Source organism: Allobosea sp. LjRoot90 (genome assembly GCF_964254315.1).
Classification (GTDB): domain Bacteria; phylum Pseudomonadota; class Alphaproteobacteria; order Rhizobiales; family Beijerinckiaceae; genus Allobosea.
The window spans coordinates 712,773-729,805 of the sequence record NZ_CAXUTF020000001.1; the positions used below are offsets into that span (position 1 = coordinate 712,773).

Sequence of the window (17,033 nt, forward strand, 5' to 3'; positions counted from 1 at the left end):
TTATGCGCCGCACCGTAATCATCCTGGGAGCCACCGGCTCCATCGGCCGCTCGACACGCGCCGTCATCGCCGAGAACCCCGAACGGCTGCAGATTGCTGCAGTTGTCGCCGGCCGGGATGCGGCCGGCCTGGCGCAGATCGCCCGCGAGACAGGCGCAAGCTTCGCCGCGATCGCGGACGAAGGGCAGGGCGCGGAGCTCGCTGCGGCGCTTGCCGGCAGTGGTATCCGCCACGGCGCGGGTCGGGAGGCGGTGCTCGAAGCGGTGGCGCGCGACAGCGACATCGTGGTTAGCGCCATCTCCGGCGCCGCCGGGCTGGAGGCGACCTTCGCCGCGCTCACGCCAGGCCGTATCGTCGCGCTCGCCAACAAGGAGAGCCTGGTCTGCGCCGGAGCTGCGGTGATGGCACGGGCGCGGGCGGTCGGCACCCGCATCCTGCCGCTCGATTCCGAGCATAACGCCTTGTTCCAGGTGCTGGGAGCCGAGCCGATTTCGGCGGTCCGCACCATGACGTTGACCGCTTCTGGCGGCCCATTCCGAACCTGGTCGGCCGAACGCATCGCGAGTGCGACGCCCGAGCAGGCGCTGGCCCATCCGAACTATGCGATGGGCGCCAAGATCACGATCGACTCGGCCAGCATGATGAACAAGGGGCTCGAGCTGATCGAAGCCTCGTTCCTGTTCGGGCTCGGCGCCGAGCAGATGGAGGTGCTGGTCCATCCACAGCAGATCGTTCACGGCCTCGTCACCTTCCGCGATGGCTCGGTCAGCGCCGGCATGGCCGTACCGGACATGCGCGTGGCGGCTGCACACTGCCTCGGAGTCGATGGCCGGCTCGATGCGCCGCCGAGCCGTTTCCTCGATCTGGTTGCCGCCGGGCCGCTGGTCTTCGAGCGGCCCGATCTCGCCCGCTTCCCGGCGCTGGGCCTCGCTATGGCGGCCCTCGCGGAGGGCGGCGCGGCGCCGGCCGTGTTGAACGCTGCCAACGAGGTTGCCGTCGAGGCCTTCCTCGCCCGACGAATCGCCTTTCCAGCAATTCCGGCGCTGGTCGAGGCCGTCTGCGCGCAGGCAGGGGCCGTGTCGCGGCCGCCCGCCGACGTCGCCGAAGCCCTCGCCGTTGACCAAGATGCGAGAATCCGGGCGCGCGCGCTCTTGTCGGAGGGCGGCTTCGCTGTCACCTAGTGACTGAAGTCGGGAGAGTTTTATGGATATTGTCGGATCGGTCTGGCACTCGGGCAGCTTCCTGCTGGGCTATCTGCTGCCGTTCCTGTTCGTCCTCACCCTTGTCGTGTTCGTGCACGAGCTCGGTCATTTCCTGGTCGGGCGCTGGTGCGGCGTCGATGTGAAGACGTTCTCGATCGGTTTCGGCCGCGAGCTGTTCGGCTTCAACGACCGGCACGGCACGCGCTGGCGTTTCGCGCTGATTCCGCTCGGCGGCTACGTCAAGTTCTCCGGAGATCTTGACGCCGCGAGCTCGACCGATACCGGTGCTCTCTCCGGCATGAGCCGCGAGGAACGCGAGCGGTCTTTCCCGGCCCAGTCGATCGGCGAACGAGCGGCGATCGTGGCCGCAGGGCCGATCGCGAACTTCCTGCTCGCCATCCTGATCTTCGGTGCGACCGCTTATTTCATGGGCAAGCCGACCCTGGCTCCGCGCGTCGACAGCGTCACTGTCGGCGGCGCGGCGGCGCGCGCCGGGCTGCAATCCGGTGATCTGGTCCGCGAGGTCGACGGGCGCGCGATCAAGAGCTTCAGCGATCTCCAGCGCGCGATCTCGATCCGCCCCGGTGAGACCCTGCCCTTGACGGTCGATCGCGGGGGCGCCTCGGTCGTCCTCTCGGTGACGCCTGATCTGGTCGAAACCTCGTCGCCGCTCGGCAAGCAGAGGCTGGGGATCATCGGCGTGCAGGCGTCGGCAAAACCCGAGGACTGGTCGACCCAGCATTTCAGCCTGGGCGAATCCGTGCTGCTCGGCATGAGCGAGACCTGGTTCGTGGTCGAGCGGACCTATGATTACATCGCCAAGCTGATCAAGGGTAAGGAATCAACCGACCAGCTGTCGGGGCCGATCCGCATCGCCCAGGTCTCGGGCATGGTCGCCTCCAGCGGCGGTCTACTGGCGCTGATCAATCTGGCGGCGCTGCTGTCGGTTTCGATCGGGCTGATGAATCTGTTCCCGGTACCGATGCTCGATGGCGGCCATCTGCTGTTCTATGCGATCGAGGCGCTGCGCGGAAAACCACTGAGCGAGCGAGCGCAGGAGATTGGCTTCCGACTCGGTTTGGGACTGGTCCTGATGCTGATGCTCTTCGTGACCTGGAACGATCTCGTCCATGTCCGTTCGCTGCTCTAACGCCGCGGCTATTGTTGCCGCTGCAAACTAGCTTGCGCCGGGCTGACATATTTATTTCCAAGGCCGGTCTGCGTTGATGGATTGTGGCTTTTTATGGCCCTTTTTCATTGGATGGCTCGGTTTTCCGGGCTGTGCGCGTGACCTCCCAGCAACGACTCCCGCAAAAATCTTTTGTTAACGACAATGGCGGTTTGCACCCCGCGGGAAACTTTGTAGAAGCGTTTGGTCTTCAATGTCGCCGAGCCTCGCCCGTAGCGGGGTCCCCCTTTCTCGGGGTGGCGACCCAAAGAATGGAATAGGCGACCCGATGACGTCGACGCTTCAGAGCCGGTCCTTGCACATGCGGCTCTCTCGATCAGTCGGACTTGCGGCCATCATGGTGGCCGTCAGCGGCAGCGTGGTGTTTGCGCAGTCCGTGCTTGTCCAGGGCAACCGCCGTGTCGATGCGGAGACGATCCGCTCCTATGTGACAGGGCAGGGCTCAAGCAACCCGCAGGAGATTCGCCAGAATCTCATGGCGACCGGCCTGTTTTCGAACGTTCAGGTCAGCCGCCGCGGCGCGCAGACCGTCGTCTCGGTTCAGGAGAACGATACGATCAATCGCGTTGCCTTCGAGGGCAACCGCCGCCTGAAGGGCGATGTCCTGCTCGGCCAAGTCCAGTCCAAGGCCCGCGGCCCGCTGAGCCAACAGCTCATCGACGCTGACGTCGAGCGCCTCAAAGAGGTCTATCGCCGCGCCGGCTACGGCCTGGCTACGATCAGCGGCCGTATCCAGCCGCTGCCGAACGGCCGCTCGGACGTGGTCTTCACCGTGGTGGAGAGCGGCAAGACCGGCATCAAGTCGATCAATTTCGCCGGCAACGGTGCCTATTCCTCGTCGCGCCTTCGCGGCCTGATGAGCTCGACCGAGTCGAACTTCCTGAGCTGGATCAAGACCTCCGACGTCTACGATCCGGATCGGATCAACTCCGATCTCGAGCTGGTTCGCCGCTATTACCTGAAGAACGGCTATGCCGACTTCCGGATCATCTCGAGCGATGCCCGCTTCGATGATGCGGCCGGTGGTTGGGTCGTCGACGTCACCGTTGACGAAGGGCCGCAGTACAAGGTCGGCAATGTCTCGGTTGATTCCCGTCTGCGCGACGTCGATCCGGCTGCTTTGCAATCGCTGGTCAACACCTCTGCCGGCGATACCTACAATGCCGAGGCGGTCGAGCGCTCGCTGGTTACCCTGACCACCGAGGTGGCCAAGCGCGGCTATGCTTTCGCGCAGGTCCGTCCGCGCGGCGAGCGCGACGCGGCCGGCCAGCAGATCGGCATCACCTACGTGGTCGAGGAAGGCCCGCGGGTCTATGTCGAGCGCATCAATGTGCGCGGCAACACCCGCACCCGCGATTATGTCGTCCGCCGCGAGCTCGATCTCGGTGAAGGCGACGCCTACAACAAGGTCTTCGTCGACCGCGCCGAGCGTCGTCTGAACAATCTCGGCTTCTTCAACAAGGTCCGCATCACCAACGAGCCGGGCAGCGCACCCGACCGCGTGGTCGTCAACATCGACGTCGAGGACAAGGCGACCGGTTCGTTCTCGGTCGCCGGTGGCTACTCGACCTCGGACGGGGTCATCGGCGAGGTCTCGCTGTCGGAGTCGAACTTCCTCGGCCGCGGCCAGTATGTCCGTATCGCCGGCACGATGGGCCAGCGTACCCAGGGCATCGACTTCTCGTTCACCGAGCCCTACTTCCTCGGCCACCGCATCGCGGCCGGCTTCGACCTGTTCTCGAAGTTCAACGACAACACCAATATCGGCTATTTCGAGAGCCGCGTGACCGGTGGTCAGGTTCGTTTCTCCTTCCCGATCACGGAGGAGTTCTCGATCACGCCGCGCTATTCGATCTATACGACCGAAATCAAGATTCCGAACAGCTACTCGAAGCCGTATAATGACTGTAGCTTCCCGCTCGCCGGCATCACCCCCGGCACCCCGGGCGCTTCGACTGCGACCACTGCCTTCAACTGCTTGACGAACGGCGAGGCGACGGTCGCGGTCAAGGAAGCACAGGGGACGACGCTGACCTCGCTGGTCGGCCTGAACTTCAACTACAACTCGCTCGACAGCTACCAGAGCCCGCGCAATGGCTTTGTCGCCGAGATCAAGCCGGAGTTCGCGGGGCTCGGCGGCGACTCGAAGTTCCTTCGCGTCAGCGCCGATGCTCGGTATTACCGCGAATTCCTCGAAGACTTCGTCGGTATCGCCCGTATCCAGGGCGGTCACGTTCAGTCGACCGGCGACGATCTGCGTATGATCGACCACTACTTCCTTGGCCCGACACTGGTGCGCGGTTTCGCGCCGTCCGGTATCGGTCCGCGCGATCTGCGCAACGATCCGACTGCGAACGCGCTTGGCGGCACCACCTATTTCGGCGGCTCGCTCGAAGTGCAGTTCCCGATCTTCGGTCTGCCGCGCGATCTTGGCCTGAAGGGTGCGGTTTTCGCCGACGCCGGTACACTGTTCAACTATGACGGCGGCACCAAGGTTGGAGGCGTCAACTGCCCTGCGGGCAGCGAGGCGCGACAGTTCAACGTTTCGACCGTTGAGCTCGGAGGCGTTTTCGCTCAGAACAACATCGCTTGCGTGCGTGACAAGAACGTCATTCGCTCGTCTGTCGGCGTGAGCTTGCTCTGGCAGTCGCCGCTTGGCCCGATCCGCTTCGACTATGCTTATGCCCTGTCGAAGGATGACGGCCAGTGGGGGACCGACCCGCGTACTGGCATCTCCGGCAAGTTCGGCGGCGACCGGACGCAGGCCTTCCGCTTCTCGGGCGGCGCCCGCTTCTGACCGGCGGGGCGCACGCGCCCCGCAACGGATCATCTTATGGCAGATCCCAGCTTCTTTCCGATCGCGACCTCGCTGTCCTTCAGCGAGGTCGCTTCCTTGTCGGGCGCCACCTTGCCTGACGGCGTCGATCCGGAGCGCCGGATCGAGGGCGTGGCGCCGCTCGAAACCGCCGGCGGCAGCGATGCAGCCTATATGGACAATCCGAAATATGTCGCGGCGCTGGCTGCGACCTCGGCCGGGCTCTGCTTCGTCTCGCCGCGCTTTGCTGCGCGCGCGCCGGCCGGCACCGTGGCGCTGGTCACGCCGGCGCCTTATCATGTCTTCGCCAAGCTGCTTTCGGTCTTCCATCCGCAGGCGTTGCGGCCGGGTTCGATGTTCGGCTCCGCCGGCGTCGCGCCGGGCGCCTTCGTGCATGCGACGGCAAAGCTCGAAGCCGATGTCACGGTCGATCCCGGCGCGGTGATCGGGCCCGGCGCTGAGATCGGTGCCGGCACGGTGATCGGCCCGCATGCCGTGATCGGCCCGCAGGTTCGGATCGGGCGGCAATGTGCTGTTGGAGCCGGCTCGACGCTGCAGGCGGCGCTGATCGGCAATCGCGTCATCATCCATCCGGGAGCGCGGATCGGCCAGGATGGGTTCGGCTTTGCCATGGGGCCGAAGGGCCACATGAAGGTGCCCCAGGTTGGCCGCGTGATTATCCAGGACGATGTCGAGATCGGCGCCAACACCACGATCGACCGCGGCGCCAGCCGCGACACGGTGATCGGCGAAGGCACCAAGATCGATAACCTCGTGCAGATCGGGCACAACTGCGTCATCGGACGGCATTGCGTCATCGTCTCGCAGGTCGGCATCGCCGGCTCCACCACGCTCGAGGACTTCGTCGTGCTCGGCGGGCAGGTCGGACTGGCGGGGCACCTGACGATCGGCATGGGCGCGCAGATCGCGGCGCAGAGCGGTGTCACCGGTGACGTTCCACGGGGTGCGCGGTATGGTGGCTCACCGGCGCAGCCCGCGCTGAGCTGGGCGCGCGAGATTGCGTTGCTCAAGCAACTCGTCGCCAAGCGGGGCAAGACGACCGGCGGTAGCGAAAACGCTTGATCTCACGCCGACTTCCGGCAAAGCAGCTTTACATGACAGGTGACGTGCGCTGGCGCGGGGCGCAAGGCGTTCGAGGAGGCGAGATACGATGACGGATGCGACGAAAGCGCTTGGCGTGGCCGATATCCAGAAGATCATGGCCTGCATCCCGCATCGCTACCCGTTCCTGCTGGTCGACAAGGTCGTCGAGATCGATGGCGACGCGTCAGGCGTCGGCATCAAGAACGTCACCTTCAACGAGCCGCAGTTCACCGGGCACTTTCCGGGGCGGCCGGTGTTTCCTGGTGTGCTGATGATCGAAGCGATGGCGCAGACAGCGGGTGTGCTCGTCGTCAGCGCGCGCGGCAGTGACGAGCTTGCGGTCACCACCGTGCTGTTCACCACGATCGACAAGGCAAAGTTCCGCAAGCCGGTCGTCCCAGGCGACACGCTGCGCTTCCACCTCACCAAGCTGGCGCGTAAGCGCAATATCTGGTTCTACCGCGGTGAAGCCAAAGTCGACGGCGTGCTCGTCGCCGAGGCCGAGCTGTCGGCGATGGTCGTGTGAACGGGAGATCGCGATGCACGCTCCCGTTGCTGATCAGTTGCAGGATTCTGCCATGAGCACTTCGATCCATCCGATGGCGATCATCGACCCGTCCGCCAAGCTGGGGGCAGGCGTCCAGATCGGCCCGTTTTGCACGGTCGGTCCCGATGTCGTCCTTGGCGACGGCGTCGAGCTGATCAGTCATGTTGCTATCGCCGGCCGCACTACGATCGGTCCGCGCACCAAGATCTACCCCTTCGCGTCGATCGGCCACCCGCCGCAGGACCTGAAGTACAAGGGCGAACTTTCGATACTAACGATCGGCGCCGATTGCGTGATCCGCGAAGGCGTGACGATGAATCCGGGCACCGAGGGCGGCGGCATGAAGACCGTCGTCGGCGATCGCTGCCTGTTCCTGGCCAATTCGCATGTCGGCCATGACAGCGTCATCGGTAACAATGTCATCTTCTCGAACAACGTGATGTGCGCCGGCCACGTGACCGTCGGCGATTTCGTCATCGTCAGCGGCGGCACCGGCCTGCAGCAATTCGTCCGGATCGGCGATCACGCCTTCATTGGCGGCGGCGCCGGCGTCCTGCTCGACGTCATTCCGTTCGGAATGGTGCGCGACAACCCCGCCCATCTCGCCGGACTCAACCTCGTCGGTCTCAAGCGGCGCGGCTTCTCGCGTGAGCAGATCCACGAGTTGCGCCGCGCCTACCGCCTGCTGTTCGCCGATGAGGGCACGCTCTCCGAGCGGGTCGAGGATGTCGCCGGCGAGTTCGCCGAGCATCCGCTGATCCACGAGATTCTCGACTTCATCCGTGCCGGCGGCGACCGGGGCATCTGCGTGCCGCGCGACGTGAACGCGCCCGAGCGGTGAGTACAGGGCCGGCCGACGCAACTGGCCGGCCGCAGGGCCGGCGCATCGCCGTCCTGGCCGGCCGTGGCGAATATCCGCTGCGGGTCGCGAGTGCGGCTGCAGCGCAGGGCATGAGCGTCTATATCGCAGTGCTTTCCGGCGCGGGCGATCCAGCCGACTACGCCGCCTACGACGCCAGGGAGTATCGCCTGGGTCAGCTCGGGCGCTTCCTCGACGAGATCAAGCGCCGCGAGATCGGCGAGATCGTCATGGTCGGTGCCCTGCCGCGGCCGAGCTTCGGTGCGCTCGCGCCGGAACTGTCGACGCTGAAATACCTGCCGCATTTTGCCCGCGCTTTTCAGGGCGGCGACGATCACCTTTTGCGCGGTGTCGTCACCTTTTTCGAGGGCCAGGGGCTGCGCGTGCTTGGACCGGCCGATGTTGCGCCCGATCTCGTTGCTCCTGTTGGGACGCTCGGACGCCACAAGCCGTCGCCGATCGCGCGCGAGGCGATCGCGACCGGTTTCAATCTGCTCTCGGCGCTCTCGCCCTTCGATATCGGACAGGCAGCGATCATCGCCGACCATCGCGTCGTCGCCGTCGAGGCGGCCGAGGGCACCGACGCCATGATCGAGCGCGTCGCCGGACTCGTCCAGTCCGGGCGCCTCAAGCCCGGGAAGGGCGACGGCGTCCTCCTCAAGGCGCCGAAGCTCGGGCAGGACCTGCGGGTCGACATGCCGGCGATCGGCCCGGACACGGTGGCGCGCGTGGCGGCGGCCGGTCTCGCCGGCATCGCGATCAAGGCCGGCAGCGTTATGATCGGTGACCGGGATCGACTGGCGGCGCTCGCGGACGCGTCGGGCCTGTTCATCGAGGGCGTGGCGTGACCCGCCCATTCAAACTCTTCCTCGTTGCCGGCGAAGCATCAGGCGATGCGCTTGGCGCGCGCTTCGTGGCGCGGCTGCGCGAGGTGCTGGGCGAGCGGTCGCTCGAGCTCTCGGGGGTCGGTGGCGAGGCTCTGATCGCGGAGGGCCTGCACAGCATCTTCCCGCAGGAGGACATCGCCGTGATGGGCTTTGGTCCGGTGGTAGCGCGCCTGCCGTTGCTTTTGCGCCGGATCTCGGATGCGGCGCGCGCTGCCGCTGCCTTCAAGCCCGACCTGATGCTCACCATCGACTCGCCTGATTTCAACCTGCGCGTCGCCAAGAAGGTGAGGCGGCTGGAACCCGCCGTGCCGATCGCGCACTGGGTCTGCCCGAGCGTCTGGGCCTGGCGCCAGGGGCGGGCAAAGCGCATGCGCCCGCATGTCGACCGGATTCTGGCGCTGCTGCCTTTCGAGCCGGCTGCGTTGACGCGCCTCGGCGGGCCGGAGACCGTCTATGTCGGCCATCCGTTGATCGAGCGGCTGGCGGCTTACAGACCCGGTCCGGATGAAGCTGCGCAGCGTGATGATGTGGCGGCGCCGACGATCCTGATCCTGCCTGGTAGCCGACGTTCCGAGATCCGGCATCTGATGCCGCCCTTCGGCGAGGCGATCGCGCTGGTCGCCGAGCGGCTGCCGCAGGCCCGCTTCGTCCTCCCCGCCGTGCCACGTCTGGCCGAGGAGATCGGCGCGCTCAGCGCCGGCTGGCGTATCAAGCCGGAGATCGTCACTGGCGAGCCCGCGAAGCTGGCGGCATTCCGGCAGGCCCGAGCGGCGCTGGCCGCCTCGGGAACCGTGACGCTCGAACTCGCTTTGGCGCAGGTGCCGACGGTCGCAGCCTATCGCGGTGCCGGCTGGGAGGCCGTTCTGGCGCGGCGCCTGATCAAACTGCCGACCGTAATCCTGCCGAACCTGATCATCGGCGAAAGCGTCGTGCCGGAATTCATCCAGGACGGAGCCTCGCCTCAGGCCCTCGCCGAGGCGCTGCTCGCGGCAGTAACCGAAGGGCCCGCGCGCCAGCGCCAGCTCGACGGCTTCGCAACGATCGAGCAGAACATGCGCAGTGCCGGCCCGAGGCCGGCAGCGAACGCCGTCAGTGCGGCGCTCGCCCTCGTTCGGGAGCCGACAGGCGGCTAACCGATCACTTATTCAACGACTGCGCCGGACGCCTTGGCGATGGGGGCCCATTTCGCCAGCTCGGCCTTGACGTGCTCGCCGAGTGCTTCCGGTGTCGAGCCGACGATGACGGCGCTGATATCCTCCAGGCGCTGTTTCACATGCGCGTCTTTCACGGCCGCATTGGCGGTCGCGTTGAGCTTGTCGACGATCGGGCGCGGCAGGTTGGCCGGGCCGAACAGCGCGTTCCAGGTATAGGTCTCGTAGCCGGCAAGCCCGCCCTCGGCGATGGTCGGCAGATCCGGGAAGGAGGCGACGCGTTCCTTGGTGGTGACACCGATGGCGCGCAACTGGCCGCTGCGGATGAACTGGGCCGAGGAGGGCAGGTTGTCGAACATGATCGGCACGGCGCCGGAAACGACGTCGTTCAGGGCCGGACCGGCGCCGCGATAGGGCACGTGGTTCATGCTGACGCCGCCGAGCGACTTGAACAGCTCGCCGGAGAGATGCAGCGGCGTGCCGACGCCGGAAGAGGCGTAGGAATACTTGCCGGGGTTGTCCTTCAGCAGTTTGATCACCTCCGGCACGGTCTTCGCCGGAAAACTCGGATGCACGACCATGACGTTAGGCACGACGGCGAGCAGCGAGATCGGCGTGAAGTCCTTGACGGCGTCGAAGGTCACGGTCTTCAGGATGGCCGGATTGAGCGCGTGGGTCGCGATCGTGCCCATCAGAATCGTATAGCCATCGGGTGTGGCACGGGCGACCGCCGTCGAGCCGATATTGCCGCCGGCGCCGGCGCGGTTGTCGATCACGAAGGACTGGCCGAGCAGTTCGCCCATCTTCTGGCCGACGAGGCGCGCGACGATATCGGTCGAGCCGCCGGCGGCGAAGGGCACGATCAGCGAGATCGGCCGCGTCGGAAACGGTGCCTGAGCAGAAACGGAACCGGCCGCGCCCACGAAGGGCAGGGCGGACGCGCCGGCGAGAAATCCGCGGCGGCTGAGACCTTCGGTTGTCGACATGAGCGATGAACCTCTCTGGTGGGTCGGCGACTGTAACGTACCAGACGCAACCGTCATCTGCGTCAGATGCATCAATAAGTTGAAACAATAAAGGCCGCGACGGGGTTCCGTCGCGGCCTTGCCTGCATCAGTTTCGAGCCGTTCAGCGGCGACCGATCGGCGTGTAGTCGCGCTTTGGCGCGCCGGTATAGAGCTGGCGCGGACGGCCGATGCGCTGGGACGGATCCTCGATCATCTCCTTCCACTGCGCGATCCAGCCGACGGTGCGCGCAAGTGCGAACAGCACCGTGAACATCGAGGTCGGGAAGCCCATCGCCTTCAACGTGATGCCCGAATAGAAGTCGATGTTCGGATAGAGCTTCTTCTCGATGAAGTATTCGTCGTGGAGGGCGATGCGCTCGAGCTCCATGGCGACGTCGAGCAGCGGATCGTCCTTGACGCCGAGTTCGGCCAGAACTTCATGCGTGGTCTTCTGCATGATCTTGGCGCGCGGATCGTAGTTCTTGTAGACCCGGTGACCGAAGCCCATCAGGCGGAATGGATCGTTCTTGTCCTTGGCCTTGGCGACGTATTTCGGGATGTTGTCGACGCTGCCGATCTCCTCGAGCATCTTCAGCGCCGCCTCATTGGCACCGCCATGCGCCGGACCCCACAGGCAGGCAACACCGGCGGCGATGCAGGCGAAGGGGTTGGCGCCGGACGAGCCGGCGAGCCTGACCGTCGAGGTCGAGGCATTCTGCTCATGATCGGCGTGCAGGATGAAGATGCGGTCCATCGCGCGCGAAAGCACCGGATTGACCTTGTACTCCTCGGCCGGCACGGCAAAGCACATGCGCAGGAAGTTCGAGGTGTAGTCGAGCGAGTTGAGCGGATACACGAAGGGCTGGCCGATCGTGTACTTGTAGGCCATCGCCGCCAGTGTCGGCATCTTCGCGATCATCCGCATCGAGGCGATCATGCGCTGCTGCGGATCGGAAATGTCGGTCGAGTCGTGATAAAAGGCCGACATGGCGCCGACCGAGGCCACCATAACAGCCATCGGGTGCGCATCGCGGCGGAAGCCCTGGAAGAAGCGGGCCATCTGCTCGTGCACCATGGTGTGGCGCGTGACGCGATAGTCGAAATCCGCCTTCTGCGCAGCGGTCGGTAGTTCGCCGTAAAGCAGGAGATAGCAGGTCTCGAGGAAGTCGCCGTGCTCGGCGAGTTGCTCGATCGGGAAGCCGCGATAGAGCAGGACGCCCTCGTCGCCGTCGATATAGGTGATCTGCGACTCGCAGCTCGCCGTCGAGGTGAAGCCGGGATCGTAGGTGAACATCCCGGTCTGGCCGTAGAGCTTGGCGATGTCGATGACCGAAGGCCCGATCGAACCTGTTTTGATCGGCATGTCGACGGCCTTGCCCTCGACAGTCAACTGACTGGTAGTTCCGCTCATGGATCCGATCCTTTCAGGCTCGTTCTTCAGTCATGCCCCGGCGGACGGAAACGCCGGCTGCTTGTCGCGTTCCGGCGTCATCCGAACGTCCCACGATGACGGCTCCATGACGGGAATGTCGGGGGCGGGCAGGCGGGAAGAGTTCATCAGACTGATTCTGAAGCATTTTTTGTGCCGGGCCGGCAGCGCGAGCAGCCGGTCCGCAGGGCGTTGCTAGACCAATTCCGCGAGGCGTTCAACCGAGCGGTCATTAGCCTTTCTGCCGGCCTTCAGGCGGCGTCGGCGAGGCGCGCCAAGACCTCGTCACGGCCTAGCACAGCCATGACGTCGAACAGGCCGGGCGAGGTAGTCTTGCCGGTCAGTGCCGCCCGCAATGGCTGCGCCACCTGGCCGAGCTTGACGCCGCTCTCCTCGGCGAAGTCGCGGATCGCGCTCTCCAGCGGCGGCGGAGCCCAGTCGACAATGGCCGAGAGTTTCTCCGCAAGTTTCGGCATGCGCAGGCGCGCGGCGTCGTCGAGCAGAGCGGCTGCCTTCGGCTCGAGCGCCAGCGGGCGTTTCGCGTAGAGATAGGAGGCGCTGTCGATCAGCTCGATCAGCGTCTTGGCGCGATCCTTCAGGCCCGGCATGGCGGCCATCAGCTTGGCTTCGAGCTCCGGGGTCGGCTCGGTGCCGATGCCGCGTGGCGGGCCGATCTCCGACCAGATCGCCTTCAGTGCCGTCATCAACTCATGATCCTCCGACTGGCGCATATAGAGGCCGTTGAGGCTCTCGAGCTTGGCGTAGTCGAAGCGCGCCGGCGAGCGGCCGATCGAGGAGAGATTGAACAGCGCGATCATCTCTTCGGGAGAGAAGATCTCCTGGTCGCCATGGCTCCAGCCAAGGCGCAGCAGATAGTTGCGCAGCGCGATCGGCAAATATCCCATCGAACGATAGGCATCGATGCCGAGTGCGCCATGGCGCTTCGACAGCTTGGCGCCATCCGCGCCGTGAATCAGCGGGATGTGCGACATGCTCGGCACGGACCAGCCGAGCGCCTGGTAGATCTGCGTCTGGCGCGCGGCATTGGTCAGGTGGTCGTCGCCGCGGATGATGTGAGTGATGCCCATATCGTGATCGTCGACGACGACGGCGAGCATATAGGTCGGGTTGCCGTCGGACCGCAGCAGCACGAGATCGTCGAGATTCTCGTTCTGCCAGACGACACGGCCTTGGACCTCGTCCTCGACCACCGTCTCGCCGGTCTGCTCGGCACGCAGCCGGATCACCGGCTTGACGCCTTCTGGCGCCGTTGCCGGATCGCGGTCGCGCCAGCGCCCGTCATAGCGTAGCGGCTTGCCCTCGGCGCGCGCGCGCTCGCGCATCTCCTCGAGCTCCTGCGGCGTCGCGTAGCAATAGTACGCCTTACCGGTCGCGAGCATCTGCTCGGCGATCTCGCGATGGCGAGCGGCGCGCTGGAACTGGTAGACGGTCTGCCCGTCCCAATCGAGGCCGAGCCAGGCGAGGCCGTCGAGGATCGCGGCGATCGCACCCTCGGTCGAACGTTCGCGGTCGGTGTCCTCGATGCGCAGCAGCATCTTGCCGCCCTGGCGCCGGGCATAGAGCCAGTTGAACAGCGCGGTGCGGGCACCGCCAATGTGCAGGAATCCGGTTGGCGACGGCGCGAAGCGCGTGACGACCGTGTCACTCATGAAGGGGGGCTCCGGCGGAACGGGTAAGCGTGAGGCGAGGGCAGGTTGCTATGCGGGCCTCGGCCGGGGCTGACATCCGGCGCCGCCGCTGTAACATGGCTTGCCAGCCGCCGTTAAGAGCCTCCTGTGGGGACAGGCACACCATTCGCGCGGTGGCGATGGGGGGACGGATGCTCTCCTACGGGCCAGAAGAGCGCCGTAGCAGGGGACGTGTCGGCGTGCTGGCTCTGCCGGCGCGCCTGCGACGCGTCGGTGGCCTGTCATGGCCAACAGCCTTGCCGCTCCCCGAATGGGGTCGTCGGTTTCGCCAAGCCCTCGAAACCGAGGTCGAACGGCGACGTCTCTTCAACTGGCTTCCGGTCTGCATGGGCGCCGGCGTGCTGCTCTACTTCCTGGCCGATCGCGAGCCGGGCCTGGCCGCGCCCCTGGCCGGGCTGGCGCTGTGTGCGCTCGCCGGTTGGCTGACGCGCCGCCGGCGCGCCGTCATGGCGGTCTGCATCGCGGCTGCGGCCGTCTTCGCCGGCTTCGCAGCGGCAGCCTGGCGCACTGCCGGCATCGCCGCACCTGCGCTCGCCCGCAATCATGTCGGCAAGCTCACCGGCTTCGTCGAGGCGCTGGAGCAACGCGACAAGGGCGTACGGATCGTCGTGCAAGTCACGGACCTGCCGGGCATCGAGCTTGGACAGAGGCCGCGACGGGTGCGCGTCACCACGCCGGTGACCACGTTGAAGCCGGGCGACCATATCAGCGCGACGGCGCGCCTGTTGCCGCCGCCGGGACCGGCACGCCCTGGCGGCTACGATTTCGCCCGCGACGCCTTCTTCCAAGGCATCGGCGCCGTCGGCAGCATCGCCGGCAAGATCACGCTCGCGCCGGCGCCGATCGAGATGCCGCGCCGGCTCGCTTTGGCGGTCGCGATCGACCAGGCTCGCAACGCGCTGACCGAGCGCATTGCGACGAGCGGGGGCGGACAGGCGGGGGCGATGGCGGCGGCGCTCGTCACCGGCAAGCGTGGGCTGATCAGCGAAGCAACCAACAACGACCTGCGCGCCGCCGGCATCTACCACATCGTCTCGATCTCCGGCCTGCACATGGTGCTCGCCGCCGGCACGATCTTCTGGCTGGCGCGGGCGCTGCTCGCGCTGTCGCAGACGGCGGCGCTCTACTGGCCGGTGAAGAAGCTTGCGGCGCTCGCAGCCATGCTCGGCGCCACCGGTTATTGCATTTTCTCCGGCGCCGAGGTCGCGACCGTGCGCTCGCTGATCATGACGCTGGTGATGCTGGGGGCGATCCTGGTCGACCGGCCGGCGCTCTCCATGCGCAATCTCGCACTCGCCGCGATCATCGTGCTGTTGCGCGAGCCCGAGGCCGTGCTCGGCCCGAGCTTCCAGATGTCGTTCGGGGCGGTCGCGGCTTTGATCGCCTTTGCCGAACGCTGGCAGGAACGCCCGCCCGACGCCGCAGCCGCATCATGGCCCTGGCCGCTGCGCCCGCTCTGGCTCTCAGCCGTCGGTATCGTGACCACGACCATGGTCGCGACCGCGGCAACGGCGCCCTATGGCGTCTACCATTTCCAGACCTTCAACCCGTTCGGACTGCTCGGCAATGCGCTAGCGCTGCCCTTCGTCTCGCTGATCGTGATGCCGGCCGCCGTCTTCGGCGTGCTCGCCTATCCGTTCGGGCTCGACTGGCCGGCCTGGGCGCTGATGGGCTGGGCTTCCGGTCTCGTGCTGAAGCTGGCTCACTGGGTCGCCGGTATCGACCGCTCGACCGTCGTGCTGCCCGCCTTCGGTTCGCTCGCCCTAATGTGCTTCTCGTTGTCCTTGCTCTGGCTGACGCTGTGGACGACGGCGCTGCGCTTCCTCGCCGCGCTGCCGCTGGTCGGTGGGCTGGCGCTGGCTTCGCATCCGTCGCGACCGGACATCCTGATCGAGCGCGACGGCTCGGGCGTGCTGGTGCGTGGACGAGAAGGGAAGATGGTGCTCGCCGGCAAGCCGAGCCGCTTCGTGCTGACGCAATGGCTGCATGCCGACGGCGATTCGCGTTCGCCCGACGATGCGGCCCTGCGCGAGGGCGCCGCCTGCGATGTCCGTGGCTGCATCATCCGCCTGCCGGATGGCCGCAGCGTCGCCTATACGCGCGACCGCATCGCCCTGGTCGAGGACTGCCAGCGCGCCGATCTCGTGGTGACGTCGCTTTATTGGAGCGCGCCTTGCGCTGCCCGGTTGATCGACCGCAGCGCACTCATCCGCGATGGCGCGACCGCCTATCATGCGGCCCGCGGCGGCTGGCGCGCCTATACGGCCGATGAGGCGGCGCGCCTGCGTCCGTGGACGCGTGCACGGCCGGAAACGCGGCCGGCGCCTGACCCCGCTCCTGCACCGACACCCGCGGCTGCGGAGCCGGCACAGGATGCGGAGATGCTTCAGTAACGTCGCATCAGGTTGACGAGACGGCCCTGGATCTTGACCCGGTCGGGCCCGAGAACGCGCGTCTCATAGGCGGGATTGGCGGCTTCGAGCGCGATCGAGGAGCCGCGCTTGCGCAGCCGCTTCAGCGTCGCTTCCTCGTCGTCGATCAGGGCGACGATGATGTCGCCGGTATTGGCGCTGTCTTGCTTGCGGATCACGACAGTGTCGCCGTCGAGGATGCCGGCCTCGATCATCGAATCGCCGCGAACCTCGAGCGCGTAATGCTCGCCGCTGCCAAGCATGTCGGCGGGCATGGACACGCTATGACTGCGGTCTTGGATCGCCGAGATCGGCGTGCCGGCGGCGATTCGGCCCATGACGGGGATGGAAACGGTGGCGCGCCCGTTCTCCTCGGCGCCTGCGGGGCGCGGCTTCGCCAAGGTGGCTGCCGGCGCTGGCGGGGTCTGGCCGAGTCCACCCTGGACGATAGAGGGGCTGAAGCGGCCGCGCTGCGCCTGCTGACCGCCGATGCCGTCCGGCATCTTGATGACTTCGAGCGCCCGCGCCCGGTTCGGAAGCCGGCGAATGAAGCCGCGTTCCTCAAGCGCCATGATCAGTCGGTGGATGCCGGATTTCGAGCGCAGATCGAGCGCGTCCTTCATTTCGTCGAAGGAGGGCGGTACGCCGGATTCGCGTAGGCGCTCATGGATGAAGCGAAGCAGTTCGAACTGTTTGCGTGTCAGCATGGTCGCGCCGCTCGCC

General features: G+C 66.2%; 13 protein-coding genes. 9 read left to right on the forward strand and 4 right to left on the reverse strand.

Features of this window, described 5'->3' with window-relative positions:
• Positions 1-2: 2 nt before the first annotated feature.
• The 8 genes from dxr to lpxB all read left to right on the forward strand — a co-directional run bounded on the left by dxr (position 3) and on the right by lpxB (position 9,736).
• On the forward strand, positions 3-1,181 hold the full coding sequence (gene dxr / locus ACSQ3M_RS03445; protein ID WP_436148665.1) for a 1-deoxy-D-xylulose-5-phosphate reductoisomerase: 1,179 nt from the start codon (positions 3-5) through the stop codon (positions 1,179-1,181).
• Positions 1,182-1,203: 22 nt separating this feature from the next.
• Complete coding sequence (gene rseP, locus ACSQ3M_RS03450; RefSeq protein ID WP_436148666.1) at positions 1,204-2,352, forward strand: RIP metalloprotease RseP; 1,149 nt, start codon at positions 1,204-1,206, stop codon at positions 2,350-2,352.
• A gap of 376 nt (positions 2,353-2,728) precedes the next feature.
• Positions 2,729-5,188 carry an outer membrane protein assembly factor BamA gene (gene bamA / locus ACSQ3M_RS03455; RefSeq protein ID WP_436148667.1) on the forward strand — a complete coding sequence of 820 codons (2,460 nt, stop codon included), beginning with the start codon at positions 2,729-2,731 and terminating at the stop codon, positions 5,186-5,188.
• 36 nt (positions 5,189-5,224) lie between these two features.
• On the forward strand, positions 5,225-6,289 hold the full coding sequence (lpxD, locus tag ACSQ3M_RS03460; RefSeq protein ID WP_436148668.1) for a UDP-3-O-(3-hydroxymyristoyl)glucosamine N-acyltransferase: 1,065 nt from the start codon (positions 5,225-5,227) through the stop codon (positions 6,287-6,289).
• Between the two features lie 88 nt (positions 6,290-6,377).
• Positions 6,378-6,836, forward strand: coding sequence for a 3-hydroxyacyl-ACP dehydratase FabZ (fabZ, locus tag ACSQ3M_RS03465; RefSeq protein WP_436148669.1), 459 nt, complete (start codon positions 6,378-6,380; stop codon positions 6,834-6,836).
• Between the two features lie 52 nt (positions 6,837-6,888).
• Positions 6,889-7,698, forward strand: coding sequence for an acyl-ACP--UDP-N-acetylglucosamine O-acyltransferase (gene lpxA, locus ACSQ3M_RS03470; RefSeq protein WP_436148670.1), 810 nt, complete (start codon positions 6,889-6,891; stop codon positions 7,696-7,698).
• The gene (locus ACSQ3M_RS03475; protein ID WP_436148671.1) at positions 7,695-8,564 is read left to right on the forward strand and encodes an LpxI family protein; all 870 of its coding nucleotides are present in this window, start codon (positions 7,695-7,697) and stop codon (positions 8,562-8,564) included. The genes lpxA and ACSQ3M_RS03475 overlap by 4 nt, the downstream gene beginning before the upstream one ends.
• The gene (gene lpxB / locus ACSQ3M_RS03480; protein ID WP_436148672.1) at positions 8,561-9,736 is read left to right on the forward strand and encodes a lipid-A-disaccharide synthase; all 1,176 of its coding nucleotides are present in this window, start codon (positions 8,561-8,563) and stop codon (positions 9,734-9,736) included. Before ACSQ3M_RS03475 ends, lpxB begins: the two co-directional genes overlap by 4 nt.
• Before the next feature lie 8 nt (positions 9,737-9,744).
• On the opposite strand, the gene ACSQ3M_RS03485 is transcribed toward lpxB, so the two are convergent.
• The 3 genes from ACSQ3M_RS03485 to gltX form a co-directional block, all read right to left on the reverse strand.
• Entirely contained in the window at positions 9,745-10,740 is a 996-nt protein-coding gene (locus ACSQ3M_RS03485) for a Bug family tripartite tricarboxylate transporter substrate binding protein (protein ID WP_436148673.1), read from the reverse strand.
• Positions 10,741-10,882: 142 nt separating this feature from the next.
• Entirely contained in the window at positions 10,883-12,172 is a 1,290-nt protein-coding gene (gene gltA, locus ACSQ3M_RS03490; RefSeq protein ID WP_436148674.1) for a citrate synthase, read from the reverse strand.
• A gap of 269 nt (positions 12,173-12,441) precedes the next feature.
• Positions 12,442-13,860, reverse strand: a complete 1,419-nt coding sequence (gltX, locus tag ACSQ3M_RS03495; RefSeq protein ID WP_436148675.1) for a glutamate--tRNA ligase — start codon at positions 13,858-13,860, stop codon at positions 12,442-12,444.
• A gap of 170 nt (positions 13,861-14,030) precedes the next feature.
• On the opposite strand from gltX, the gene ACSQ3M_RS03500 reads away from it, so the two are divergent.
• Positions 14,031-16,292, forward strand: a complete 2,262-nt coding sequence (locus ACSQ3M_RS03500; protein ID WP_436148676.1) for a ComEC/Rec2 family competence protein — start codon at positions 14,031-14,033, stop codon at positions 16,290-16,292.
• Here the strand turns inward: ACSQ3M_RS03500 and lexA are convergent.
• Positions 16,286-17,017, reverse strand: a complete 732-nt coding sequence (lexA, locus tag ACSQ3M_RS03505) for a transcriptional repressor LexA (protein WP_436148677.1) — start codon at positions 17,015-17,017, stop codon at positions 16,286-16,288. The genes ACSQ3M_RS03500 and lexA overlap by 7 nt on opposite strands.
• Positions 17,018-17,033 lie beyond the last annotated feature (16 nt).

Excerpts from the sequence above, each read along its gene's own strand:
- dxr (WP_436148665.1), top strand. The coding sequence starts at position 3 with ATGCGCCGCACCGTAATCATCCTGGGAGCCACCGGCTCCATCGGCCGC.
- fabZ (WP_436148669.1), top strand. The coding sequence starts at position 6,378 with ATGACGGATGCGACGAAAGCGCTTGGCGTGGCCGATATCCAGAAGATC.
- ACSQ3M_RS03500 (WP_436148676.1), top strand. The coding sequence starts at position 14,031 with ATGCTCTCCTACGGGCCAGAAGAGCGCCGTAGCAGGGGACGTGTCGGC.
- lexA (WP_436148677.1), bottom strand. The coding sequence starts at position 17,017 with ATGCTGACACGCAAACAGTTCGAACTGCTTCGCTTCATCCATGAGCGC.
- lpxA (WP_436148670.1), top strand. The coding sequence starts at position 6,889 with ATGAGCACTTCGATCCATCCGATGGCGATCATCGACCCGTCCGCCAAG.
- lpxD (WP_436148668.1), top strand. The coding sequence starts at position 5,225 with ATGGCAGATCCCAGCTTCTTTCCGATCGCGACCTCGCTGTCCTTCAGC.
- ACSQ3M_RS03485 (WP_436148673.1), bottom strand. The coding sequence starts at position 10,740 with ATGTCGACAACCGAAGGTCTCAGCCGCCGCGGATTTCTCGCCGGCGCG.
- rseP (WP_436148666.1), top strand. The coding sequence starts at position 1,204 with ATGGATATTGTCGGATCGGTCTGGCACTCGGGCAGCTTCCTGCTGGGC.
- bamA (WP_436148667.1), top strand. The coding sequence starts at position 2,729 with ATGGTGGCCGTCAGCGGCAGCGTGGTGTTTGCGCAGTCCGTGCTTGTC.
- gltA (WP_436148674.1), bottom strand. The coding sequence starts at position 12,172 with ATGAGCGGAACTACCAGTCAGTTGACTGTCGAGGGCAAGGCCGTCGAC.
- gltX (WP_436148675.1), bottom strand. The coding sequence starts at position 13,860 with ATGAGTGACACGGTCGTCACGCGCTTCGCGCCGTCGCCAACCGGATTC.